Origin of the sequence: Parvibaculum sp., assembly GCF_040882025.1 — a bacterium.
GTDB lineage: Bacteria > Pseudomonadota > Alphaproteobacteria > Parvibaculales > Parvibaculaceae > Parvibaculum.
In genome coordinates this window covers 1-24,653 of sequence record NZ_JBBECC010000060.1, presented here as the reverse complement: position 1 = coordinate 24,653, position 24,653 = coordinate 1, and the positions used below count along the sequence as shown (strand labels likewise).

Genomic DNA, 24,653 nt, shown 5'->3' with positions numbered 1-24,653 from the left:
CCCCCTCTTTCGCACCCGGCGTATTATACAGCACTCAGATGGCGCCATAGGTGAAAGGATTGGTCAGATTCGCGAGGCGCGGCAGGGCTGCGTCCTTGTCGGAGAGCGTAACCTTGTCCGGCGTAACCGGCCAATCGACCGCGAGGTCTGGATCATCCCATACTATGCCCGCATCGTGAGCTTGCGAATAATACGCATCCACTTTGTAAAAAACACGGGTATCAGGCGCAAGCGTACAGAATCCGTGGGCAAAGCCCTTCGGCACCAGGAGTTGCTGTCCGTTGTCGGTACTGAGCGTCACGGCGACGTGACGCGCATAAGTCGGTGAGCCCCGCCTGATATCGACCGCAACATCAAGGATTGCCCCGCTAAGAACGCGCACCAGCTTCGTCTGAGCGAAACCGGGTGCCTGGAAATGCAGAGCGCGAACGGTGCCGGATGCGGCGGAGAATGACTCATTGTCCTGCACGAAATCGATGTCGATCCCGATTTCCGCCAGTGCCCGGCGGTTGAAGGTCTCGGAGAAATAGCCCCGCGCGTCGCCGAAGCGACGCGGCTTGACGATACGAACGCCGGGGATAGCGGTTTCTTCTATTTCGACCATGGGCGATTTCGATCTCGGGATTTCAGCCGCGGGAACGGAAACGGATGCGTGCGGTTTATCGGGGCCCCGTCAGCTTTTCGAGGATCAGGCGGAATTTCGGTTCAATGTCGTCGCGTGCCAGCGCAAACGCCACATTGGCGGCCAGAAAACCGATCTTGTCGCCGCAATCGTAAGTCGTGCCCTCGAAGCGATACGAGAAAAAGTCCTGTTCGGCCATCAGTGCGATCATCGCGTCGGTGAGCTGGATTTCGCCGCCGGCTCCCGGCTTCTGAGTGGCAAGCTTTTCGAAAATCTCGGGCTGCAGAATATAGCGCCCGGAGACGATCAGGTTCGAAGGCGCATCCGCGATTTTCGGCTTCTCGACCATTCCGGCGATGCGATGCGTCTCATTGCCGAGGTCTTCGGCCAGTGCGACAACACCGTAGCGATTGACCTGTTCATGCGGCACTTCCTCCACCGCGATCACATTGCCGCCGTGACGCCCGTAGACCTCCATCATCTGGGCGAAGCATCCGCGGGGTGCCTGGATCAGCATGTCAGGAAGCGCCAGCGCAAAAGGCTCGTCGCCGACAATATCGCGTGCGCACCAGACGGCGTGGCCGAGGCCCAGCGGTTCCTGCTGGCGGACGAAACTTGCCGCGCCGGCCGCTGGCCGGCTCGCGTCCAGCCGTGCGATTTCAGCGGTCTTGCCGCGGGCCCTCAATGTTGCTTCAAGCTCATAGGCAAGATCGAAATGGTCCTCTATCGCTCCCTTGCCCCGCCCCGTCACGAAGACAAAATGTTCGATCCCGGCTTCGATGGCTTCCTCGACCGCGTACTGGATTACCGGTTTGTCGACGACGGTCAGCATTTCCTTCGGGATCGCCTTGGTGGCGGGCAGGAAGCGAGTGCCGAGACCGGCGACCGGGAAGACGGCTTTTCGAGGCTTATGGGGCATGAGGCAGCAATTCCGGCGGGGGGTTGTCTTCTAAGTACTTAATATCAGTACCTATTTCGAAAATCTCGGTTCTGTTCTGGCATGCCCCGTCGTCATCGGCAAGAGCGACGCCGGCGCACTGTTCCCGTCCCGGCAAAATCCATGTATCTAGAGGCCGTTACGGCCAGGAGACGGAAGGCGCATGTCGCCGGACATTTCCTCGTTGGCCGGCGTCGGACGGCAATTGCGGGAGAAAGTCGGGTATGACCAAACGGGTCGCGCTAATTACGGGCATTACGGGCCAGGACGGCAGCTATCTGGCCGATCTGCTGGTCGACAAGGGTTACGAGGTGCACGGGCTGATGCGCCGCTCCTCCTCCTTCAATACCGACCGGATTCATCATCTTTACGGCGAAGAGCGGGGCGCCAATTCCGCGCTCAAGATGCATTTCGGCGACATGACCGACGGCTCGAGCCTGTTCCGGGTGCTGAAGGAAGTGAAACCCGACGAGGTCTACAACCTTGCCGCCCAAAGCCACGTCAAGGTCAGTTTCGACAAACCCGAATACACCGCCGACGTCAACGCGACCGGTGTGCTTCGGCTTCTCGAAGCAATCCGTCTTCTCGACATGGGCGAGACCGTCAGATTCTATCAGGCGTCGACGTCCGAGCTTTTCGGCAATGTTCAGGAAACACCGCAAAGCGAGACGACACCTTTCCGGCCGCGCAGTCCTTATGCGATCTCGAAACATTTCGCCTTCCAGACCGTCGTCAACTATCGCGATGCCTATGGTTTCCATGCCTCGAATGGCATTCTCTTCAATCACGAGGGCCCCAATCGCGGCGAAACCTTCGTCAGCCGCAAGATCACGCGTGCGGCCGCCGCCATCCATCATGGGCTGCAGGACAAGCTCCATCTCGGCAACATCAATTCGCGCCGCGACTGGGGCCATGCGCGCGATTATGTCGAGGGCATGTGGCTGATGCTGCAGAAGGAACGCGCTGGCGACTATGTCCTGGCGACCGGCGAGGAGCATTCGGTGCGCGATTTCGTCCAGCTCGCCTTCGAGATGGTCGGGCGTCCACTCGAATGGGATGGTTCGGGCATCGAGGAAAAAGGTATCGACCGGAAAACTGGACGAACTCTCATTGAAGTCGATCCGAAATTCTACCGCCCGGCCGAGGTCAACGCCCTTGTCGGCAATGCCAGCAAGGCGCGCGACGAGCTCGGTTGGGTTCACAAGACGAGCTTTGCCGAACTCGTCGTCGAAATGGTGGAGGCCGATATGCGCCGTGCCGCCGACAGCCTTGCGGTCAGTGGCGGCGTAAGGGTGTGACGAAAGCGCCGGCTGCGTGACCGTTAACCAGTGTCACAGAGCGATCATGGAAAATCGCTCGCCGATGCATTAGCCTTTTGCGCATCTGCCTTTTCGTGTTTGAGGGGCGGTCCAGACATGCAAGGGCCATGGCCCAGGAGAAATCCGGTGCACCCGCAATGAGCAATGTGTCGATTTACCCTGTGATCCTTTCGGGCGGCGTCGGTTCCCGGCTCTGGCCGACCTCGCGTGCGCTCTATCCGAAGCAGTTGCTGCCGCTCGTCACGGAACGAACGATGCTGATCGAAACAGCATTGCGCGTGACGGGCCCATCGCATTATGAAGCGCCCATCATCGTTTCCAATGAGGCCCAACGCTTCATCATAGCCCAGCACATGCAGGAAGCGGGACTTGCACCCCTTGCTCATATCCTGGAACCGGACGGCCGCAACACGGCGCCCGCGGCGGCCGCCGCCGCCGCTTTTGTGCAAGCACGCGACGCTCAGGGTATCCTGCTGGTGTTGCCTGCTGATCATCACATCGGCGATATCGAGGCTTTTCACCGTGCCGTTGCGGCCGGCGCCGCGCTTGCCCGCACCGGCAAGCTCGTTGCCTTCGGTGTCGTGCCTTCGGCAGCCCAAACCGGTTATGGCTATATCAAGCGTGGCGCTCCTCTTTCCGACGGGTCGTCCGCGGGGGAGACGGGCTTTTCGATCGCGCGTTTCGTCGAAAAACCCGATGCGGTAACAGCCGCGGGTTACCTCGCCGAAGGCGGATATGACTGGAACGCGGGTATCTTCATGTTCCGTGCCGACCGCATCCTCGACGAGATGCGGGTTCATTGTCCGGAAATTGCCGCGTGCGCTACCGAGGCAGTCGCGAAGGCGGCGCGCGACCTCGATTTCCTCAGGCTCGATGCTCAGGCCTTTGCCGCCTGTCCGTCCGACTCTATCGATTATGCGGTGATGGAACATACAAGCGAGGCCGTGGTCGTTCCCGTCGATATGGGCTGGAGCGACATCGGTTCATGGTCGGCGCTCTGGGAAGTCGGTACAAAGGATGGGGACGGCAACGTTATCGTTGGCGATGTGATCACCGAGGATACGCGCGACAGTTATATCCGCGCTGAGCAGGGGTTGGTTGCCACGCTCGGGATCGAGAATCTCATAATCGTCGAAACGGGCGATGTATTGCTTGTTGCCGCGCGCAACCGCGTGCAGGACGTCAAGAAGATCGTCGAGCGGATCGCCGATGCCGGGCGGAGCGAGCACAACGCGCATCGTCGCGTTCACCGGCCGTGGGGCTATTACGAGAGCCTCGATGCCGGCGCGCGCCATCAGGTCAAGCATCTGATGGTGCACCCAGGTGCGGCGTTGTCTCTGCAGATGCATCACCACCGCGCCGAGCACTGGGTTGTCGTCAAGGGCCGGGCACAGGCGACCGTCGGCGACGAGATCAAGATTCTCGAGGAAAATCAGTCGGTTTATATCCCGGTCGGAACGACGCATCGCCTCGAAAACCCCGGCAGCGAACCGCTCTCGATCATCGAAGTGCAGTCGGGCGCCTATCTCGGCGAGGACGACATTGTCCGTTTCGATGATGTCTATGGCCGCGATGTCGAGAAGCCCGCCGCCGAGTGACCTGTCAGGCGTTTCCGAATTTGTCACGCTTCACGTCCGGTCTGGCACCTGCATCCGTGCCCTTCTTTCGGGTCCGACCCGCGCAACGAGGGGCAAAGTGAATTTCAGCGACCCGCATACTGTTCGCCGTGTCCGGCTGCTGCTCGCCTCGGTCTGGTTCGGGCTCTGTCTCATTGTTCTTGCGGGTTCGCTTGCGCCGGGCGTTGCTCCGTCTTCGCATTTCCCCCATGCCGACAAACTAGTGCATTTCTTGGCCTGGGCGCTTCTGGCTGCTTTCTTGCCCCTGTTGTTGGCACGCTGGCGGCTGCGTCTGACCGCTATTTCCGGCCTCTTTCTACTCGGCGGCGTGGTTGAGTTCGCGCAAGGTTTCATTCCCGGAAGATCGTGTTCTCTGGATGACCTTGCAGCAAACGGGCTGGGGATTCTGGCAGGCTCAGGCGCGGGAGTGCTGTTTGCTGCTGTTGTTGCCAGATGGCGCTGTGACGTTGCGGCAGCGCTTGTCTTCGACGGTGACGCGACGCCAGCGCTTGCGTCAGTGGCCGAGGATTGATCAACATCCGTGCAGCCAAGGTGTTCATTCTCGTCCGGAATGCTAGGCAGAACCGGATCAAATAAGGCCTGTTCTACAGGCGGTCGATTGATCCCGCGACCGAGCGTTCCGTCGGCAAAATGTCCCGGTGGAGTAAGCGACACAGTGCGCACGGAATTCGCCAATTGGCGCGCCATCGCCGTGACGCCGCCGGCCTTGCCTCACTCGTTCCTTGAAACCGCTCAATCGCCGAGCTTGAAAAAGGCGTCGCGTGGAACTGGGCCCGTACGGGCCCGACGGACACGGCGCCGGAGCGCGAACTCTGAATTCTCAGCAAGCGCCCTGACGCAGCAGTACGGCGGGCAGGGTCTTGAACATGATCGCGATGTCCTGCCAGAGCGACCAGTTCTTCACATACCAGGCGTCGAGCTGGACGCGCCGCATATAGGTCGTGTCGTTGCGGCCGCTGACCTGCCAGAGGCCGGTGATGCCGGGCTTGGCTGAGAGATAGTATTCGGCGTCCTCGCCATAGCGCAGCACTTCCGGGTAGGTGACGGGGCGGGGGCCCACAAGGCTCATTTCGCCCCGGATCACGTTCAGGAGCTGCGGCAGTTCGTCGAGGCTCGTCTTGCGCAGGAAGGCGCCGACGGGCGTGATGCGCGGGTCGTTGCGCAGCTTCTGGTCGCGGGCCCATTCGGCCGCGCGCATGGGGTCGCTGTCGAGGATGTTCTTCAGAATTGTGTCGCTGTCGACATGCATGGTGCGGAACTTCCGGCACTGGAACTCGCGTCCCTTTTCACCGACGCGGCGGTGGCCATAGAAGGCTGGGCCCCCATCGAGGCGGATCAGCGTCGAAACGGCCCAGAAAAAGGGCGAGAGCACGATCAGCGCCAGCGAAGCAACAGCAAGGTCGAAGCTGCGCTTCACGATGCGGGCCATTGGCCGGTTCAGATTGTCGGCCAGCGTCAGCATGACAAGGTCGTGGCTGAAGAAATTGCCGGTCTCGAGCGCCATCACACCAATACCCTTGACCGGTGGGATGATCGAAAAAGCGATGCGGGCGCGATGCAGCGCACGCAAGATATGATCGAGCTTTGCCATTTCCTCCGGCGAGGGCGCCAGCACCACGAAACGGGCGCCATAGCCGTTGCAGGCCAGCCGGAGCGCCGCGGAGAGCTGGCCGCCGGCGCGGTAGAGCAGGCTGCCAGGATTGGCGGCGTTGGCTTCGGAGGTCAGCTCGTCGAGATCGATCGTGCCGGCAATCTCGTAGCCCAGATAGGGTTCCGATTCGAGCACTTGCGCGGCCTCGTCGGCGTTCTCTTTTGAGCCGATCAGCAACACAGGCGCGGTCCAGCTCCCGTACCGCTTCAGCACATGTCTCATGGCGATACGCGCCACCGGCACCAGCAGCAGGGCCCAAACCCAGGCCTGGAGCATCCAGAGGCGGGAGAAGTAGTCTTTGGTCAGATAGAGCAGGAAGCCGTCAACCAGTGCCACCAGGGCGACAGCCTTAACGATTTCCTTGGTTTCGGCCCAGAAGGGCGTGCGCTTGGAATAATGGCCTTTGGCTGCCCACCAGAGCACCGGCAACATCAACAGAAAACCGATGCGGACGAGGCGGCCGGTCAGTTCATCGGCGCCCAAAGCGCCGAATTCGGTGTTGAAAAGCTGGATACTGACGCCGAAAGCGATGGCACCGGCGATAAGCTGGGCCAGCACGAGAGCGCCCATGTCGCCCATTAGCAGCATGAAGCGGTCGGCCAGCGGCGTCAGGCGCGAGCCGGTGCTGTGCTTCTGCGTGGCCGCATCCGCGGTGATGGGGAGAGGCACGGCAACGGGGGTTGCGGCCTCGAATGCGGAAATCTGCTTGTTCAATGCGGTCACGGTACTCACGCCAACTTTGTGTCCGAATGCGACAGTCGTTTCGTGAGGTCGCAAGGAGCGCGCCAGTACCGGCGGTTTCGGCCCGAACTTCGGCTCATGGTTAATGCCGCGTTAACGCCGCTTTCCGCCACGATCCGCTATTGGTATGAGAGATTGGACAGCGTCATAGGGGGATCACCTGTTTACGGTCAGACGACATTCGATGCCGGGCGGCCGCGAGCTTCTGCTCTACGGGCGCGGAGCTCACGAGGTGCCGCTTCTCGCCGCGTTGCCCGCCGAGCCACATGCCGCTGCCGCGCATCTGCGCTGGCACCCGTTGCTGGGCGAATGGGTCGCCTATGCCGGTGCGCGGCAGGGGCGGACGTTCCTGCCGGATGCCGCTGCCTGTCCGCTCTGCCCGGCCGCGGATGGCCGTCTTGGCGAAATTCCCTTCGCCGATTTCGAGATTGCTGTTTTCGAAAACCGATTTCCCGCACTGACGCCCGGCGCCGTCGGGGTGCCCGACGTTGCCGGTGTCGCCACATCGGCCGCCGATGGGCGTTGTGAGGTGGTGGTGTTCTCGGCCGATCATGTCGGCGGCCTCGGCACGCTGCCGGTCGACAGGCTGGCGCTGCTGATCGAGGTCTGGGGCGCGCGGATCAAGGCGCTGCGTGACGAGGCAGGTTTCGCCTTCGTCCTCCCCTTCGAGAACCGGGGCGAAGAGATCGGCGTCACACTGCATCATCCACATGGCCAGATTTATGCCTTCTCCTTCGTGCCGCAACGCGCGCTCAAGGTCGCAAGGGCGCAGCAGGATGCGCCGGTCCTCACCCACCTCATCGAGGACCTGCCGCATGAATTGCTTCTCGACACCGAAGATGCTGCCGTTTCCTTCGTACCGGGCTTTGCCATGTATCCCTACGAGACCTGGCTTGCGCCACGCCGCCGCGTTGCCGGACCGGAGGCGCTTTTGCCGGCTGAAACGCTGTCGCTCGCGCGGTTGCTGCGGCGTGCGGTGCGGCGGCTCGACGGTCTGTTCGGCCGGCCCATGCCCTACATCCTGGCGGTGCAGGCCGCCCCGCGCGGATTTGAAGAGAGCTTCCACATGACTGTCGAGCTCCGGCCGTTCCGGCGCGATGCCGACAAGCTGAAATATCTCGCCGGCGTCGAACAGGGGACGGGTGTTTTTCTGGTCGACGTGCCGCCGGAGCAGGCGGCGGCACGCTTGAAGGCGGTTGATCCGGAGAGGGGCGCGTGAGCGGGACGTTCCTGCGCGTGTTCGGTCGTGCGCCGGCGACCGAGATGTCGGCACCCGGTCGCGTCAATCTGATCGGCGACCATACGGACTATGCCGAAGGTTTCTGCCTGCCGATGCCATTGACGCTCGAAACGCATGTTGCGATGGCACTGGCCCCCGAATTTTGCGCCTATAGCGAAGAAATGGATGCAACACTTGCCTTCGATCCTTTCGGCGCGCCACGCCGCGATTGGACCGATTACATTGCGGGGCCATTGGCCGAACTGGTGAAAGCCGGTTTCGATGTGCCGCCGGTTGCCGTGGCGGTGCGCTCCACTGTGCCGTCTGGCGCCGGACTTTCGTCCTCGGCGGCGCTTGAGGTCGCCACATTGCGCGGGATGCTTGCGCTGACCGGCCAGACACTGCCCGATAGCGAGATCGCACGTCTCGCGCGAGCCGGCGAGAACAACTATTGCGGCGTTCAATGCGGCATTCTCGATCAGATGGCCAGTGCCGTCGGGCGCCCTGGTCAGGCTTTGCTGCTCGATTGCCGTACCGATGCGGGCCGTCTCGTGCCGGTGCCGTCTGCATTCCGATTTGCGATCGTTCATTGCGGCGAGCCGCGTCGTCTTGCCGACGGCGTCTACAATGCACGCCGCGAGGTGACGGCCAATGCCGCGCGTCTGCTCGGTGTACCTTCATTGCGCGATGCCAGCGATGCGCTGCTCTCAGTGCTCACCGACGGAGAGATGTTGAAGCGCGCGCGCCATGTTGTGAGCGAGAATGCGCGCGTTCTCGCGGCGGTGGAGGCAATCGAGGCTGGCGATGTGCGGGCGTTTGGTGTGCTGATGAACGAAAGTCATGTATCGCTGGCACGCGATTTCGAGGTGTCGACACCGGCGCTCGACCGGCTGACCCGGAGTGCACTCGATATGGGTGCTTTCGGGGCGCGTCTCACCGGCGCCGGCTTCGGCGGTTGCATCGTCGCGTTGCTGTCGGGAAAAATTTCCGATTGGTGGCCTCGCGTCGCAGCGGATAATCCGGCTGCGTGGCTTGTTCAGGGTGGGCCTGAACGCTCCGTCTAGCGTGCGGCGTGAAACGTTTCCTGCGATGACGCCGGATACGGCAGGATCCGTTCTCCCGGGAAGCGGATGCTGACCGTCGTGCCGTGCCCCGGCTCGCTGTCGATTTCCAATGTGCCGCCATGATGTTCCATCAGACATTTCGACAGGGGCAGACCGAGGCCTGTCCCCTCGTACTTGCGTGCGAGGTCGGAATCGATCTGGCCGAACCGTTCGAGGGCGGTTGGGATATCCTCCGCCGCCATACCAATTCCGGTGTCGACAACGCGGATGACAAGCGACTGGTCATCGATGGCGGTCGTGATACGAACATCACCGCCAGGTGGTGTGAACTTCACAGCATTCGACAACAGGTTCAGCAGGACCTGACGGATGCGCCGATGGTCGGCACGGATATGAGGCAATGTCTCGTTGGTTTCGACGTACAGGGCGACGCTACCGCTCGTGGCCTGTGCTTCGATCATGCGCGCTGCATCAGCGATCGCCTCGGCGACGTCGATATTTTCGTCCGTGAGCAGGAGCGCGCCGGCGTCGGCGCGAGTGAAGTCGAGCACATCATTGATCAAGGACAGCAGGTGTTGTCCGCTCTTGAGAATATCGTCGGCGTAGTTCTTGTAGCGGGTGCTTCCGAGCGGACCGAAAGTTTCGTACGCCATGATTTCCGAAAAGCCAAGTATTGCGTTGAGAGGTGTCCGCAACTCATGGCTCATCGTCGCCAGAAATTGCGACTTTGCCTGATCGGCAGAGGCGGCTGCACCAAGCGCCACCAGAAGCTCCCGTGATGTAACCTCGAGCTTTTCCTTGGTATCTTCGAGTTCAGCAACGTAAGCGCGCAAGCGTTCTGCTTCCTTTACCGAGCGGCCGGCCAGATGACGGTCGACTACCGATCCGACAAAGGCAAGCGCGACGATCAGCACGGTGATGGCTGCGACCGAGATCGCCAGCGAATGCGCATCTGCCGCGCTTTCGACAAGCGGGATGCTCGGATCGGGAACGATGGAGACGGCCGCCATGCCGGTGAAATGGAGGGTGCAGATCGCGAGTGTCAGCAATGTCGCGCCTGCGATCCGTCCTTTGAGGCCTGGCATGGCGAAGAGTGTCTGCAGCGACGCTGCGCCGAGAACAACGCCAAGGACAATCGAAGCGACGACAAAATCGCGGTCCCAGACGAGATGACCGTGAAGGGTGACAGCAGCCATTCCTACATAGTGCATGGCGCCGATGGCGAGACCGAGCACCGCGCCGCCAATGCCTGCGGGTCGCACGCGGGTGGCGATGTAGAGACCGGCGGTTGAAAGCGCCAGCGCGATGATGAGCGAGGCAAACGTCAGGCCGGGCGCATAGTTCACGGGTTCGTCGGGGCGGAAGGCCAGCATGGCGATGAAGTGCGTTGCCCAGATGCCGCAGCCGGCCACAACGCCGGCGCCGAGAATCCAGAGCGCACGACGTTCTGGCCCGGCTTCCGCCGCATGGGCAAGAAGGCTGACCGCCGAAAGGCTGGCAAACAGGCAAATGAGCCCGGCGAGAATAACCAGGTTCAGATCGTGTTCAACCGTGATGCAATTATAAATCGTTAACATGCCCCTGAATTGGAACATGCGGGCACTTAAGCGCCTCTTAACCTCGACTGAAAACCTTGTTTTTCAGTACGCGGAGTAGTTAATGAGTCTGCTCTTCATCAGGTCTGTCCGATTGCTGAGCCAGCCGGTCAAGCAGCTGGAAGAGCAGAGCGCCGACCACCATCGCCGCAAGCCCCATGGCGACGACACCGTCAAATCGATCGGGAAAATAGGGCTCAGAGGCGATCAGCCGCATTTTTTCGCCGATCAAAGCATACTCACGTTCCTTGAACGGCCAGACCGCCAGTAGCGAGCCTGCCAGTATGCCGATCACCGTCAGCATTGTTTGACGCTGATAATGCGTCAGCAGCCAGGCGATGGCGCGAGAGAAAGCGAGCGCCCCGGCGATGATGCCGGCGGCAAGCGGTACAAGGAACGAAAAATCGAGTCGCCCCAGCGCGTCGATCATGTCCGTGTATTTTCCGAGAATCAACAGCGCGAACGATCCCGAGATTCCCGGCACCAGCATGGCGGCGATGGCGATCATGCCGCAGAGGAAGACGAACCAGATGTCGTCCGGCGTACGAACCGGCACGAGGATCGATATGGCGAGACCGAAGGCGGCGCCAAGAACCAGCCATATCCAATGCAACCGGCTGCCGGCCCCGACATGCTCCAGAAGTCCGACGACGGAAGCGGCGATCAGCCCGAAAAAGAAACCGAACATCACTTCCGGAAACTCGGCTACCAGAACCGACAATGGCACGATACGGGTAAAGATGACGATCGCGAGTATTGCGCCAATTCCCAACGGCAGCAGGAAGAGAAAATCGATCCGCCGCAGGGCAGCGGCGATTTCCCGTTGCCGTAGATGCCGCAGGAACACCATGTCGGCATGGGCGATGGCGGTGATCAATCGTTTGTAGATGCCGAGGATCAAAGCCATCGTGCCGCCGCTAACGCCCGGTATGAGGTCTGCCGTTCCAACGCACATGCCGCGCAGAATCTGTCGCGTTGGATCGAGATTGTCGCGGCCGTCTACGCTCAATTTTTCGACGATACCGAGCCACAATCCGAGTGCGGCCTCTGTTTGACGGACGGCGAAACCGTAGACCCACCAGCCGAGCGGCGTCCCGCGCACGAGGCCGACTGCCAGCAGCGTCACAAAGCCGCCTCCAATCACAACATCGGTTGCCCAGTGGGCGCCGGCCGCCATGCGTGGCAACGCGAAAAGCACGCCGAGCGTTGCCCCCACAAGTCCGAAGCGCCAGTTGAAACCGACCCACCACAAGGCAGCGATGATCATCGCGACGGTAGCGTGGTCGCCGGGAAAGCTGGAGTCGGAGCCCTCCTTCGCAAGTGACCACGGAACATGAGCCCGGATCGAGTGGTAACTGTCGAGGGCCAGCGCGGGCGAGAGGCGTGAAAAGGAGATGATCTCCCGCTGGAGCACGATAATGACGAGTAGAATCGCCGCCGTCACAATGCCGAAAGCGATGCCGTCGCGGAAACGCGCAAGGTTGTCGCGCGAGATGTAGGCGAGATAGATTCCGAAGATGACGAGAGCCGAGAAATAATCGAAGCGACGGTCGCCCGACAAGGCCCAAAACACGGCCATCGGTTCCCAGGTCACGGTCGCGTTCAATACATGGAAGACCCAAAGGTCGACGGCGTCCCAGAACTCGCGCGTGACGGCGATGGGCCACCATGAAGCGAAGAGAAGAGTCGAAAGCGCCGTCCATAGCAGCAGCGTTTTCCAGTGCCATGTTTTGGACAGTGCGAATTCCATGTCGGCCCCCAAATCGCGAATCGCTTCCGGCCCCCGCCGCATACCAACCCGAGATTCTATATTTACGTCGTGGAAATGACACAAAAATCGGATTTTTGTCAGGGCGATACGGATCTTTATTTTGCCCGCGTCAGTGGAAACGCGGCATCCAGTCTCCATGGGCCTCGATCAGGTCGTCGACGAGTCCCCATATCTGATCAAGCGAGAGTTCAGCGGATGTGTGGGGGTCGAGCATGGCCGCGTGATAAATGTGCTCGCGCTTGCCGGTTGCCAGTGCCTCGAGCGTCAGCGACTGAACATTGATGTTGGTCTGCATCAGCGCGGCCAGATGCGGCGGCAGGGTGCCAACCCGTGTCGGTGTCACGCCGTTTCCATCGACAAGGCAAGGCACTTCGACGCAGGCACCGGCCGGCAGATTGTCGATCAAGCCTGCATTGGCGACGTTGCCGTTGATGACCGCCGGTTTGCCGGTCGCGATGGCGCGCATGATCTTCGCGCCGTACTCGCCCGAGAACTTCACCTCCAGTCGGTTGGCCGAAACCAGTTCGCTCTCCTGAGCGTCCCAGGCGGCAATCTGCTCCTCGCAACGACGGATATATTCATCGAGCGGAATATTGAATTTCTCGATCAGCTCCGGCCGGTCGCGTTTGATGAACCACGGCACGTATTCGGCGAAGTGCTCGCTCGATTCCGTTACAAAGTAGCCGGTGCGGCGTAGCACTTCGTAGCGCACCTTGTTCCATTCGGGCTCGCCACCCGCTGCGGCGATTTCCTTCAGCCGCGGATAGAGATCTTCGCGGGTGCCGTCGGGCAGCTCTCGCTCGAACTTGGTATAAAACGCCATGTGGTTGATGCCCGCGCATTGATAGCGCAGCGACTTGTGGTCGACATCGAGATCCTTCGAGAGTTCCCAGGCGGTGCCTTGTACCGAATGGCAGAGGCCGACATGGCGGATGTCGGGCGCCATGCGGTTCAGCGCCCAGCAATTGATCGCCATGGGGTTCACGTATTGCAGCATCAATGCATTCGGGCAGAGCTCGCGCATGTCGTTTGCAATATCGATCAGTACCGGCACAGTGCGAAGGCCGCGCATTATGCCGCCGATGCCCAGCGTATCGGCGATGGTCTGACGCAGGCCGTATTTCTTCGGTATTTCGAAATCGGTCACCGTGCCCGGTTTATAGCCCGCGACCTGGATCATCACGATGACGAAGTCCGCGCCTTTCAGTGCCTCGCGCCTGTCGATTGTCGCGGTGATCGTCGGCGATACCGACAGCGCATCGGCGATCTTGGTCGCGACGACGGCAGAGGTTTTCAGGCGTGCCTCGTCGATATCGTGCAACGCGATCTCGCAACCGGCAAAAATCTCGTTCAGCAGGATGTCGCCGACGAGATTCTTCATGAAGACCGTGCTGCCCGCGCCGATCAAACAAACCCTGGTCATGTACCGTCCCTCATGCCGCCTTGCGGTCCCGCCACCGTTTCCGGCAAGTTAGAGAAAACCGAAGGAGGAATCCATGGCCGAACCGCGTGCCGCCGATGCCACGATCGGTGTCTGCTACTACCCCGAGCACTGGCCGGAGGCGATGTGGCTGGAAGATGCGCGGCGGATGCGGGCGGCCGGAATCAAGCGTGTGCGGATCGGCGAGTTTGCCTGGTCGCGCCTCGAGCCGCGCCCCGGTCACTATGATTTCGGCTGGCTCGGCCGTGCGTTGGATATTCTGCATGGCGAGAAGCTCGAGATCGTGCTCGGCACGCCGACGGCGACGCCACCGAAATGGCTGGTCGACCAGATGCCCGACATGCTGCCGGTCGACGCCCGCGGCCGCACGCGCGGTTTTTCTTCGCGCCGCCACTACTGCTTTTCCCATGCCGGCTACCGGCGCGAATGCGCGCGCATCGTTAAAGCGCTTGCCGAGCGGTTCGGCGGGCATCCCGGCATCGTCGCCTGGCAGACCGACAACGAATATGGCTGCCACGACACGGTCCTCTCATATTCGCATGAGGCGCTTGTCGGCTTTCGTCATTGGCTGAAAGAGCGGTACGGCGACATCCACTCGCTCAACGAGGCATGGGGTAATGTTTTCTGGAGCATGGAATATCGCGACTTCGCCGAGATCGACCTGCCCGTGGGCGCCGTCACTGAGACCAACCCGTCTCACCGCGCCGACTTCCACCGCTACTCGTCCGATCAGGTCGCAGCATTCAACCGCGTGCAGACCGGAATTATCCGCGCGCTTTCGCCGGGACGTGACATCCTGCACAATTTCATGACCTTCTTTCTCGACTTCGACCACTACGCGGTGATGAAGGACCTCGACATTGCGACCTGGGATTCCTATCCGCTCGGCAGCCTCGACGTCTTTCCGGGAGAGATGGTGCACAAGGCGGCTTTCGCACGCACCGGCGACCCCGATATGCAGGCTTTCCACCACGATCTCTATCGCGGTGCCGGTCGCGGGCGCTTCTGGGTGATGGAGCAGCAGCCGGGGCCCGTCAACTGGGCGCAATACAATACCGACGCGATGCCTGGCTTGGTCCGCCTCTGGGGCCTCGAAGGCTTTGCGCACGGTGCCGAGACGATTTCGTACTTTCGCTGGCGGCAAGCGCCGTTCGCGCAGGAGCAGTTTCACGCAGGCCTCAATCTTCCCGACAACACACCCGACCGAGCGCTGGGCGAAGTCGAACGATTGTCGGCCGATCTCGCCATGCTCGGGCCGCTTGGACAACCCGCACCGGCGAAGGCGGCGCTGGTCTTTTCCTACGAGGCGGCATGGTTCCTGCGCGTGCAGCCGCAGGGCCGCAACTTCACCTACGTCGAACAGGTCTTCGCGATGTATCGCGCGCTTCGGCGCCTCGGCCTCGACATCGATGTTGTCGGGCCCCATGCCGATCTATCCTCTTATGCGCTTGTGCTGGTGCCGCCGATGCCGCATGTCCCGGACGTGCTGGCCGCCGCGCTGGTGAATTTCGAGGGCACGCTGCTGGTCGGGCCGCGTACCGGCAGCCGCACCGCCTCGCATCGCATTCCCGATAATCTCGCGCCCGGTCCGCTGGCCGGTGTCCTCGGCGTCAGGGTGACGCGCGCCGAGAGCTTTCGGCCTTATTCGGCCGTCTCCGTGCGTTACGACAATGAGGTGTTCGCCTTCGACCGCTGGCGCGAGTTCGTCGTGGCCGCGCCGGGAACGGAGGTTCTGGCCGAAACGCAGGATGACCAACCCGCGCTGACGCGGCATGGTCGCGCGCATTACCTCGCCGGAACGCCCGACAAGGGTCTTCTCGAACGCATCGTCGAGCGGCTGGCACGCGAAGCCGGGCTCTCCGTTGCCCCGCTGCCGCCCGGTCTTCGCACACGGCGGCGCGGGATCTATCGTTTCGTCTTTAACTATGGTCCGGAGCCGGTCGATATCTCGCCTCATTTCCCCGATAAGGATTTTGTGCTCGGGGCACCGGCGCTCGATGTCGGCGGTATTGCAGTCTCTCGATTTTTTGCCGGGTCGTGATAGCGTCTGCCGAACGACATGCGTTGGAGTGCGCGAATGCCAGCTTCTTTCCGTCCGGGGTTCCTTTTGCGGGTCCGGCTTCCGCTGCGGTTGACCGTGGTTGCCATTGCGCTGCTCGGTCTCACAATGACGGGCTGTGCGGCCGATGCGCAACCCGGCCCGCCTTTGGCACCGCCTGGTAGTGCCGCCGCTTTGGCCGACGACGCGCAATTTGCCGATTGGCTGACGGGATTTCGCGAGGCGGCGCTCAAGGCCGGCGTTGCGCCGCAGACTTTCGATCGTTCGATGCGTGGCATCCGTCCCGATCAACGAGTCGTCGAGGCGAATGAGAGCCAACCCGAATTCACCCGGCCCGTCTGGGAATATCTCGAAGGGGCCTTGTCTGACACGCGGGTGGCGCGCGGCAAGGCGCTTCTTGCGGAAAACAAGGCGCTGCTCGATAGAATAGAGGCGGCATATGGCGTCGACCGTCATGTTCTGGTTGCGATCTGGGGGCTTGAATCGAACTACGGCACGTTCCAGGGCAGCATGAGCGTGGTCCGCTCGCTGGCGACGCTCGGCTATCGCGGCCGCCGTCAGGAATACGGCAATACGCAGCTTATTGCGGCCCTGCAGATTCTTCAGAAAGGCGACATCGAGCCCGAAGGCATGCTGGGCTCGTGGGCGGGCGCCATGGGCCAGACGCAGTTCATTCCGACTACCTACAATGTCCATGCAGTCGATTTCGACGGCAATGGCAGACGCGACATTTGGAATTCCCATGCGGATGCGCTGGCGTCGGCCGGCCACTATCTGCAGAATTCCGGTTGGCGGCGCGGCGGGGTCTGGGGCTACGAGGTCAAGCTTCCGGAAGGCTTCAACTTTGCCGAAGCCGACATGTCGGTTTCAAAGACCCAAGGCGAGTGGGCAAAGGCCGGTGTCGCGCGTATCGACGGGCGGCCTTTCCCCGGCGGCGAGGCGGAGGAAAAATCCTCGATCTTCCTGCCCTCGGGTCACAAGGGGCCGGCCTTTCTCGTCATGCACAATTTCCGCATCGTGCTCGCCTACAACGCTTCGACCTCCTATGCGCTGGCGGTGCATCTCCTTGCCGACCGCTTCAAGGGCCGTGGCGAGATCGTGGGTTCCTGGCCGCGCGGCGATCACCCGCTCGGTCGCAGCGAGCGCCTCGAGCTGCAGCAGCTTCTGAGCGATCGCGGCTACGACACAGGTGGCGTCGACGGCATTATCGGCTTCAACACGCGCAAGGCGATCCGTGCTTTCCAGGTTGCGGCCGGGATGCCGGCCGATGGCTATCCGACGCCTGAATTGCTGGAGCGCCTGCGTCGTCCCTGAAGAGCTTTTGAGCAGACTGCCTCTTTAGGCGGCGGCGGTGCGGCCCGGCAGCCCCAAAAACCGGTCAGGAAACCCTTGTTTGTGCGCGCAAAAGCCACCGACGCCGTATATCCGGGCGTGGCATCGCTTTTGCTCTCCCTATAGGCTTGAAAAAGGCGAAACAATCGTCGCAAACGACAGGAGCGTCATGGCGCCGGCCATCTTCGATGAAATGGGACCACGTGGCGTGGAGGTGCGGCAGGCCTATCGGATACTGCAAGCCTGGCTCGACGAGACGCCGACCGAAATTCTGACACTTCGCCGCGATGAAGCGGAGACCTTTTTTCGCCGCATCGGCATCACCTTCGCCGTCTATGGCGAGGGCGGCGACCCGGAGCGCCTCATCCCCTTCGATATCATCCCGCGCATTCTCGAGGCGGCCGAATGGAGGCAGATTTCCGATGGCCTCATTCAGCGCGTCAAGGCGCTCAACGCCTTCATCGCCGATGTCTATGGGGCGCAGGAAATTCTGAATGCCGGCGTCGTGCCGCGTGGCCAGATACTGCTCAACGAAACCTGGCGCTGCCAGATGCAGGGCGTCGTCCTTCCATACAACGTCTACACGCATATCGCAGGCATCGACATGGTGCGCGTCGGCCCGGAAGAGTTTTACGTTCTCGAGGACAACTGCCGCACGCCGTCCGGCGTTTCCTACATGCTGGAGAACCGCGAAATCACGATGCGGCTCTTTCCCGATCTCTTCTCGCGCTACAATGTCGCGCCGGTCGATCACTATTGCGATGAGCTGTTGCGGACGCTCTGTTCGGTCGCGCCGCGCAATTGTCCGGGCGAACCGACGGTGGTGGTGTTGACGCCCGGCATCTACAACAGCGCCTATTACGAACACTCGTTTCTGGCCGACCAGATGGGCGTCGAGCTTGTCGAAGGGCCCGATCTCTATGTGATGGACGACATCGTCTATATGCGCACCACGCAGGGGCCGAAACGCGTCGACGTCATCTATCGCCGGGTCGATGATGAATTTCTCGACCCGCTCTCGTTCCGGCCTGATTCGGCGCTCGGCGTCGCCGGGCTGATGAGCGCCTATCGCGCCGGCAACGTCAATCTGACCAATGCGGTCGGCGCCGGCATTGCCGACGACAAGTCGATCTATATCCATGTGCCGAAGATGATCGAGTTCTATCTCGGCGAGAAACCGATCCTGAAGAACGTGCCGACATGGCGCTGCGGAGAACCGGACGACGCGGCCTATGTGCTCGAGCATCTCGCCGATCTCGTCGTCAAGGAGGTGCATGGTTCGGGTGGTTACGGCATGCTGGTCGGGCCCAAGGCGACGAAGGACGAGATTTCCGCCTTCGGCGCGCGCGTCAAGGCCGCACCGGAGAAGTATATCGCCCAGCCGACGCTGGCGCTTTCGACCTGTCCGACATTTGTCGACGAAGGCGTCGCGCCGCGTCACGTCGATCTCAGGCCTTTCGTGCTCTCGGGCGCGGAGACGCGCGTCGTGCCGGGCGGCCTCACGCGTGTTGCGATGCGCGAGGGCTCGCTCGTCGTCAATTCGAGTCAGGGCGGCGGCACCAAGGACACGTGGGTCCTGAAGAGTTGAGGCGCCGAACCCGATGATGTTGAGCCGCACCGCCGACAGTCTCTTCTGGCTTGCCCGTTATATGGAGCGAGCCGAAAATCTTGCGCGCATCCTGCGCGTGACCGACCGTTTGTCGCTGATGCCGTCGGGCGCTGACGCCGACGGTGGTGAATGGCATTCGACGGTCGTCGTTTCCGGTTCCGAGGAAGAATTTTATCAGAAGTACGACGAGGCGACACCCGAGAACGTCATCTCCTATCTGGCGTTCGATCCGGAGAACCCGTCCAGCATCCGCTCCTGCATCGAGACCGCGCGGCGCAATGCACGTGCCGTGCGCACCGCGCTCACCACCGAGCAATGGGAAAGCCTCAACACGGCCTGGCTCGAATTGCCGAGCTGGAACGAGGCGCGGATGCGCGGCAGCGGCCTGCACCGCTTTCTCGACTGGGTGAAGGATCGCTCGTTGCTCTTTCACGGCGGCACGGTCGCCACCATGCTTCGCCGCGACAGCTACTGGTTCACCCGCCTTGGCACCTTCATCGAGCGCAGCGACAACACGGCGCGCATTCTCGACGTCAAGTATCACCTGCTGCTGCCCGAACATGCCGAAGTCGGCGGCGGCATCGATTATTATCAATGGGCGGCGATCCTGCGCGCCGTTTCCGGATATCGCAGCTACAATGCGGTCTACAAGGAAGGACTGAAGCCCTGGCTGATCGCCGAATTCCTGATCATGCGCGAGGAAATGCCGCGCTCGCTCATCAGTTGCGCGGCCGAGATCAAGGAATGCCTCGACAGGCTGGGCGAGGAATACGGCCAGCGCAACGAGGCGCACCGTATGGCGGGGCAGATTTATTCGCGCCTCAGATTCGGCAAGGTCGACGATGTGTTCCGGCAGGGGCTGCACGAATTCCTGACCGAGCATATCGATCAGAACGACCGGCTCGGCATCGAGATCAGCCGCGGTTACCTGATGTGATAGGATTGCGCCGATGCGAATTCTGATCCGCCAGGAAACCACCTATCGCTACGAGACACCCGCCAATTATTCGGTGCAGGCGCTCCGGCTGCGGCCGCTCGACCACGCTTCGCAGAAGGTTCTCTCGTGGCGCGTCGCTTCGTCGCCTGCCGGCACGATGCGCGAAAGCCGCGACGCCTACGGCAATGTCCTGCAGATGCTCTATCTCGAAAAGCTGCATGACACATTGACGCTCAGCGTCTCCGGCGAGGTCGAAACCTGCGATGCGGGCGGCGTTGTCGGCGGTATGGCCGAGCCGCTGCCGGCGGTCTTCTACCTGCGGCAGACCGAACTGACCGCGCCGAACGATGCGATCCGCAATCTCGCCGCGGCAGCGAAGGCCGCGTCGGACGGCACGGCGCTCGATCTTGCCCACCGGCTGATGGACGCGGTGCGCGACGCCGTCGACTACCGGATCGGCGAAACGCATGCGGCGACGACGGCGGCCGAAGCGGTGGCGCATCACTACGGTGTCTGCCAGGACCACACCCATGTCTTCCTGTCGGCGGCGCGCCATGCGGGGCTTCCGGCGCGCTATGTCAGCGGCTATCTCTGGTTCGAGGGCGACGCCGAATATGAGGCTAGCCACGCCTGGGCCGAGGCCTATATTGAGGGCCTCGGCTGGGTGGGATTCGACGTCGCCAACCGCATCTGCCCGACGGAAGCCCATGTGCGGGTCGCCTGCGGGCTTGACTATCTGGAGGCCTCACCCGTCCGGGGCCGCCGTCGCGGCGGCGGCGAGGAAACACTCGAGGTTCGCCTCAAGGTGGACGACGGCGCGGCGCAGCAATAGCGCGGGCCCTGACGACAAGAAACAGAAGAGACCGGGAGACTTCGATGACCTATTGCGTCGCACTTCGGCTTGAAGGCGGCCTTGTGATGCTGGCGGACACCCGTACCAATGCGGGCGTCGACAATATCTCCACCTTCCGCAAATTGACCGTCATCGAACATCCGGGCGAGCGGGTGATCGGGCTGATGACGGCGGGCAATCTCGCGATCAGTCAGGCCGCCATCAATCGGGCGGTCGAGCAGGGGGTGCGGCTCGGCGACGGCGAAGAGCTTGAGACGCTCCACACCGTGCCGACCATGGTGCGTGCGGCGCAACTGATGGGGCAGGCCGTGCGCGACGTCTACCGCACCGACGGGCCCTCGCTCGAGGCGCAGGCCGGCGATTTCAACGTCTCGATTCTGCTCGGTGGCCAGGTCGGCAATGGCGAGCTCCGCCTCTTCCAGGTCTATTCGGCCGGCAACTACATCGAGGCGACGGAAGACACGCCCTATCTGCAGATCGGCGAACACAAATACGGCAAGCCGATCATCGACCGGGCGCTCACCTATGACACCGATCTCGGTGACGGGTTGAAGCTGGCGCTGATCTCGATGGATTCGACGATGCGCTCGAACCTTTCCGTCGGGATGCCGATCGACCTGATGGTCTATCGCCGCAAGGCGCTGAAAGTGGCGCTGCAGCGGCGCATCAAGGACGACGATGCCTATTTCGCCGGGCTCCGGCGCTCATGGTCCGACGCGCTGACGCAAGCCTACCGCGCCATTCCCGGGCCCGGTTGGGAGTTCTAGGCGGCGGTCAGCTCGCGGCCCTGGTGAACGTGCCGAGGTCGAAATAGTCGCGCCAGACCTTGATCTTGCCGTTTTCCATCTCGAAGACGCCACAGCAGGGCAGGGCCACCTGCTTGCCGCCGACCTTCATGCGGTCGATGCGCTCGGCAACAACGAGACTGCCATGCGAAACAAGATTGAGGATTTCCCATTTCGTGTCGGACCAGTTGGCGACGAAGGCGCCGATAAAGCCCGTCAGCGCCTCGCGGCCCTTCACCGGTTCCAGCATCATGTTGTGATAGACGCCGTCGTCCGTGAAATAACCGACGATCTCGTCCACATCGAGCCGCGGCCAGGCGTCGACGAAGTCGCGGATGATTTTTTCGTTGTCGCTCATGCAAGACCTCCTTCTCGGAAACAGTTCGGGGCGATGCCTGCGGCACCGCCCCGTTTTTCATTCGATCAGAAGTCCGCGAACTTCTTGCCTTCCGCGACGATCTTTTCCAGAAGCGCGGCGGGCTTGAAGTCGTCGCCCATCTGCGCCTGGAATTCCTTCATCTTGGCCAGCACCTTGTCGGCGCCCACCGTGTCGCCATAGAACATCGGGCCGCCGCGATAGACCGGGAAGCCGTAGCCGTTGATCCAGACGATGTCGATGTCGGAGGACCGGATGGCTTTCCCTTCCTCGAGGATCTTGGCGCCCTCGTTGATCATCGGATAGATGCAGCGTTCGAGAATTTCGTCGTCCGAAATCTTGCGGCGGTTGATGCCCTTGCTGGCGGCGTGATCGAGGATGATCTTTTCCACAACCGGCGAGGGTTTGGCGTTGCGGTTCTCGTCATAGTCGTAGAAGCCGGCGCCCGTCTTCTGGCCGCGGCGATCCATCTCGCAAAGCTTGTCGCGGATCGTCTCGCCTTTCGACTTCTCCTTCGACCAGCCGATATCGAGGCCGGCGAGGTCCGACATCGCGAAGGGGCCCATCGGCAGACCGAAATCGTAGAGCACGCGGTCGACGTCCCAGGGCATCGCGCCTTCGAGGATGAGCTTCTGCGCCTCGCGCTGGCGCTGGGCGAGGATGCGGTTGCCGACGAAGCCCGGGCAGACGCCGACCAGCGCGGCGATCTTGCCGATCTTCTTCGCCATCTGCATCGAGGTCGCGATGACGGGCTTCGAGGTCTTGTCGGCGCGCACGACTTCGAGCAGGCGCATCACGTTGGCCGGCGAGAAGAAGTGGAGGCCGATCACCGCTTCCGGCCGCTTCACGGCGGTCGCGATCTCGTCGATGTTGAGCGCCGAAGTGTTGGTTGCGAGAATGGCGCCCTGCTTGACGATCCTGTCGAGCTTCGAAAATACTTCCTTCTTGATATCCATGTTCTCGAACACGGCCTCGATCACGAGGTCACTGTCGGCGAGTGCCTCCATTTCGAGCGAACCGGTGAGAAGCCCCATGCGCTTCTCGACCTCTTCCATCGGGAAGCGGCCCTTCTTGGCCGAGTTCTCGTAGTTCCTGCGGATGGTCGCGATGCCGCGGTCGAGCGCTTCCTGCTTCGTCTCGACGATGGTGACGGGGAGGCCGACATTCAGGAAGTTCATCGCGATGCCGCCGCCCATCGTGCCGGCGCCGATGATGCCGACCTTCTCGACCGGGATGGTCGGCGTGTCGGCCGGCACGTCCGGCAGCTTCCAGACCTGGCGTTCGGCGAAGAAGACATGGCGCTGGGCGGCCGACTGCGTCCCCGTCACGAGTTCGCGGAAGAGCTTCTGCTCCACCTTGATGCCTTCGTCGAAAGGCAGATTCACCGCCGCCTCAATGCACTGAATATTGTATTCGGGCGCGAGGAAGCCGCGGAACTTGCGCGCATTGGTCTTGCGGAAGTCGGCGAAGATTTCCGGCTTGCCGCGGGCGGCTTCGACCTTGTCGTTGAGGTCGCGCACCTTCTTCAGCGGCCGTTTTTCGGCGACGATCTTCTTCGCGAAGGCGACAGCGCCGTCGCGGAGCTTGCCTTCTTCGGTCAGCTCGTCGACGAGGCCCATCTCCAGGCACTTCTTCGCAGCCACATGTTGCCCGCTCGTCACCATTTCGAGCGCCTTTTCCGGGCCGACGATGCGGGGCAGGCGCTGCGTGCCGCCGGCACCCGGCAGCAGGCCGAGATTGACTTCCGGCAGTCCGCATTTTGCCGACGGCACCGCCACCCGGTAATGGCAGGTCAGCGCCACTTCGAGGCCGCCGCCCAGCGCCGTGCCGTGGATCGCGGCGATAACGGGCTTCGGCCCGTGCTCGATCATCGCCAGCGCATCGAACAGGCTCGGGCCCGACGGCGCCTTGCCGAATTCGGTAATGTCGGCGCCGGCGATGAAGGTGCGGCCTTCGCAGATCAGCACGATGGCTTTGACGTCCGCATCGTCGATCGCCTGCTTGATGCCGTTGGCGATGCCTTCGCGCACCGGTCCGGACAGCGCGTTCACGGGCGGCGAGTTCAGCGTCAGAATGGCGATCTCGCCTTCCTTCTCCAGCGTCGCGACATCGTTGATCTTCGTCATGGACGGGCTCCCTTGCGGCTTTTATGGCTGTTGGTTGCGCGGGATTATAGCGATGAGGGGCCCCCGCGCCAGCGCCGGTGGGGCCCCATGCTGTGCAGCGCTGATCGGCCCCGGTCAGGTGCTGAACAAGCGATCACATCTGCGTGCGCTGCGGCTTTCACGGTTGACGCCTTCCGGCGGCGGTGCAAGCAATCGCTACGTCAACCTTGGGGGGAGGATCGTCAGATGCGTCTCATGCTTGCCGTTTTCGCGGCCGCGTTCGTCTTTGCAGGCCCGGGTTTTGCTGTCGGGGGCCCCGAAGGTCGCTGGATCGCCGCCGAGGAAGACGCCATTGTCGAGATCGCGCCCTGCGGCGAGGCGCTTTGCGGCACCGTCGTCGAAATCATCTCGGACCCGGACGGCGATGCCGGTTCGGCGGCGAAAATCCTGATCGACTTCAGGACTTCCGGTTCCGGCACCTGGTCGGGCACAGCCTACAGCCGCAAGAAGGACAAGAGCTACGATTGCAATATCGAGATGCTCGACGCGAACCGGCTGAAGCTCAGGCCCTATGTTGGCATTCCGCTTTTCGGCGAAACG

The 24,653-nt window shown here is 62.0% G+C and carries 20 protein-coding genes; 12 read left to right on the top strand and 8 right to left on the bottom strand.

Annotated features, from left to right (window positions below):
* Positions 1–34: 34 nt before the first annotated feature.
* Positions 35–604 carry a dTDP-4-dehydrorhamnose 3,5-epimerase gene (gene rfbC, locus WEB61_RS04060; RefSeq protein ID WP_368063044.1) on the bottom strand — a complete coding sequence of 190 codons (570 nt, stop codon included), beginning with the start codon at positions 602–604 and terminating at the stop codon, positions 35–37.
* A 55-nt stretch (positions 605–659) separates the two neighbouring features.
* Positions 660–1,541, bottom strand: a complete 882-nt coding sequence (gene galU / locus WEB61_RS04055) for a UTP--glucose-1-phosphate uridylyltransferase GalU (RefSeq protein ID WP_368063043.1) — start codon at positions 1,539–1,541, stop codon at positions 660–662.
* Between the two features lie 242 nt (positions 1,542–1,783).
* Here galU and gmd point away from each other — a divergent pair, with 242 nt between their 5' ends.
* The 3 genes from gmd (at position 1,784) to WEB61_RS04040 (ending at position 5,026) form a co-directional block, all read left to right on the top strand.
* Positions 1,784–2,857, top strand: coding sequence for a GDP-mannose 4,6-dehydratase (gene gmd, locus WEB61_RS04050; protein ID WP_368063042.1), 1,074 nt, complete (start codon positions 1,784–1,786; stop codon positions 2,855–2,857).
* Positions 2,858–2,985: 128 nt separating this feature from the next.
* Positions 2,986–4,476 (top strand): mannose-1-phosphate guanylyltransferase/mannose-6-phosphate isomerase, encoded by a 1,491-nt coding sequence (locus WEB61_RS04045; RefSeq protein WP_368063041.1) that lies wholly within the window; start codon positions 2,986–2,988, stop codon positions 4,474–4,476.
* A gap of 97 nt (positions 4,477–4,573) precedes the next feature.
* The gene (locus WEB61_RS04040) at positions 4,574–5,026 is read left to right on the top strand and encodes a VanZ family protein (protein ID WP_368063040.1); all 453 of its coding nucleotides are present in this window, start codon (positions 4,574–4,576) and stop codon (positions 5,024–5,026) included.
* A 309-nt stretch (positions 5,027–5,335) separates the two neighbouring features.
* Here the strand turns inward: WEB61_RS04040 and wbaP are convergent, their stop codons facing one another.
* Positions 5,336–6,898 (bottom strand): undecaprenyl-phosphate galactose phosphotransferase WbaP, encoded by a 1,563-nt coding sequence (gene wbaP, locus WEB61_RS04035; protein ID WP_368063039.1) that lies wholly within the window; start codon positions 6,896–6,898, stop codon positions 5,336–5,338.
* Between the two features lie 193 nt (positions 6,899–7,091).
* On the opposite strand from wbaP, the gene WEB61_RS04030 reads away from it, so the two are divergent.
* Together WEB61_RS04030 and galK are read left to right on the top strand one after the other, a co-directional pair.
* Positions 7,092–8,126, top strand: coding sequence for a galactose-1-phosphate uridylyltransferase (locus WEB61_RS04030; protein WP_368063038.1), 1,035 nt, complete (start codon positions 7,092–7,094; stop codon positions 8,124–8,126).
* Entirely contained in the window at positions 8,123–9,190 is a 1,068-nt protein-coding gene (gene galK, locus WEB61_RS04025) for a galactokinase (protein ID WP_368063037.1), read from the top strand. The genes WEB61_RS04030 and galK overlap by 4 nt, the downstream gene beginning before the upstream one ends.
* Here galK and WEB61_RS04020 read toward each other — a convergent pair.
* The 3 genes from WEB61_RS04020 to WEB61_RS04010 form a co-directional block, all read right to left on the bottom strand.
* Positions 9,187–10,785 (bottom strand): MHYT domain-containing protein, encoded by a 1,599-nt coding sequence (locus WEB61_RS04020; protein WP_368063036.1) that lies wholly within the window; start codon positions 10,783–10,785, stop codon positions 9,187–9,189. The genes galK and WEB61_RS04020 overlap by 4 nt on opposite strands.
* Before the next feature lie 61 nt (positions 10,786–10,846).
* A complete protein-coding gene (locus tag WEB61_RS04015) occupies positions 10,847–12,535 on the bottom strand; it encodes a DUF368 domain-containing protein (RefSeq protein ID WP_368063035.1) in 1,689 nt (562 codons plus the stop codon).
* A 130-nt stretch (positions 12,536–12,665) separates the two neighbouring features.
* On the bottom strand, positions 12,666–13,979 hold the full coding sequence (locus WEB61_RS04010; protein ID WP_368063034.1) for an alpha-glucosidase/alpha-galactosidase: 1,314 nt from the start codon (positions 13,977–13,979) through the stop codon (positions 12,666–12,668).
* Between the two features lie 73 nt (positions 13,980–14,052).
* On the opposite strand from WEB61_RS04010, the gene WEB61_RS04005 reads away from it, so the two are divergent.
* From WEB61_RS04005 to WEB61_RS03980, 6 genes are all read left to right on the top strand, one after another.
* A complete protein-coding gene (locus WEB61_RS04005) occupies positions 14,053–16,038 on the top strand; it encodes a beta-galactosidase (protein ID WP_368063033.1) in 1,986 nt (661 codons plus the stop codon).
* A gap of 36 nt (positions 16,039–16,074) precedes the next feature.
* On the top strand, positions 16,075–17,370 hold the full coding sequence (locus WEB61_RS04000; protein ID WP_368063032.1) for a lytic murein transglycosylase: 1,296 nt from the start codon (positions 16,075–16,077) through the stop codon (positions 17,368–17,370).
* A gap of 187 nt (positions 17,371–17,557) precedes the next feature.
* The gene (locus WEB61_RS03995; RefSeq protein WP_368063031.1) at positions 17,558–18,976 is read left to right on the top strand and encodes a circularly permuted type 2 ATP-grasp protein; all 1,419 of its coding nucleotides are present in this window, start codon (positions 17,558–17,560) and stop codon (positions 18,974–18,976) included.
* 16 nt (positions 18,977–18,992) lie between these two features.
* On the top strand, positions 18,993–19,934 hold the full coding sequence (locus WEB61_RS03990; protein WP_368063054.1) for an alpha-E domain-containing protein: 942 nt from the start codon (positions 18,993–18,995) through the stop codon (positions 19,932–19,934).
* Positions 19,935–19,947: 13 nt separating this feature from the next.
* Entirely contained in the window at positions 19,948–20,766 is an 819-nt protein-coding gene (locus tag WEB61_RS03985) for a transglutaminase domain-containing protein (protein WP_368063030.1), read from the top strand.
* A gap of 44 nt (positions 20,767–20,810) precedes the next feature.
* Positions 20,811–21,554, top strand: coding sequence for a peptidase (locus WEB61_RS03980; RefSeq protein WP_368063029.1), 744 nt, complete (start codon positions 20,811–20,813; stop codon positions 21,552–21,554).
* A gap of 7 nt (positions 21,555–21,561) precedes the next feature.
* On the opposite strand, the gene WEB61_RS03975 is transcribed toward WEB61_RS03980, so the two are convergent.
* Positions 21,562–21,930 (bottom strand): limonene-1,2-epoxide hydrolase family protein, encoded by a 369-nt coding sequence (locus WEB61_RS03975; RefSeq protein WP_368063028.1) that lies wholly within the window; start codon positions 21,928–21,930, stop codon positions 21,562–21,564.
* A 65-nt stretch (positions 21,931–21,995) separates the two neighbouring features.
* Positions 21,996–24,065, bottom strand: coding sequence for a 3-hydroxyacyl-CoA dehydrogenase NAD-binding domain-containing protein (locus tag WEB61_RS03970; protein WP_368063053.1), 2,070 nt, complete (start codon positions 24,063–24,065; stop codon positions 21,996–21,998).
* A 234-nt stretch (positions 24,066–24,299) separates the two neighbouring features.
* Between WEB61_RS03970 and WEB61_RS03965 the strand changes: the two genes are divergently transcribed.
* Positions 24,300–24,653: DUF2147 domain-containing protein (locus WEB61_RS03965; protein ID WP_368063027.1), on the top strand; the 354-nt coding region annotated here is incomplete at its 3' end.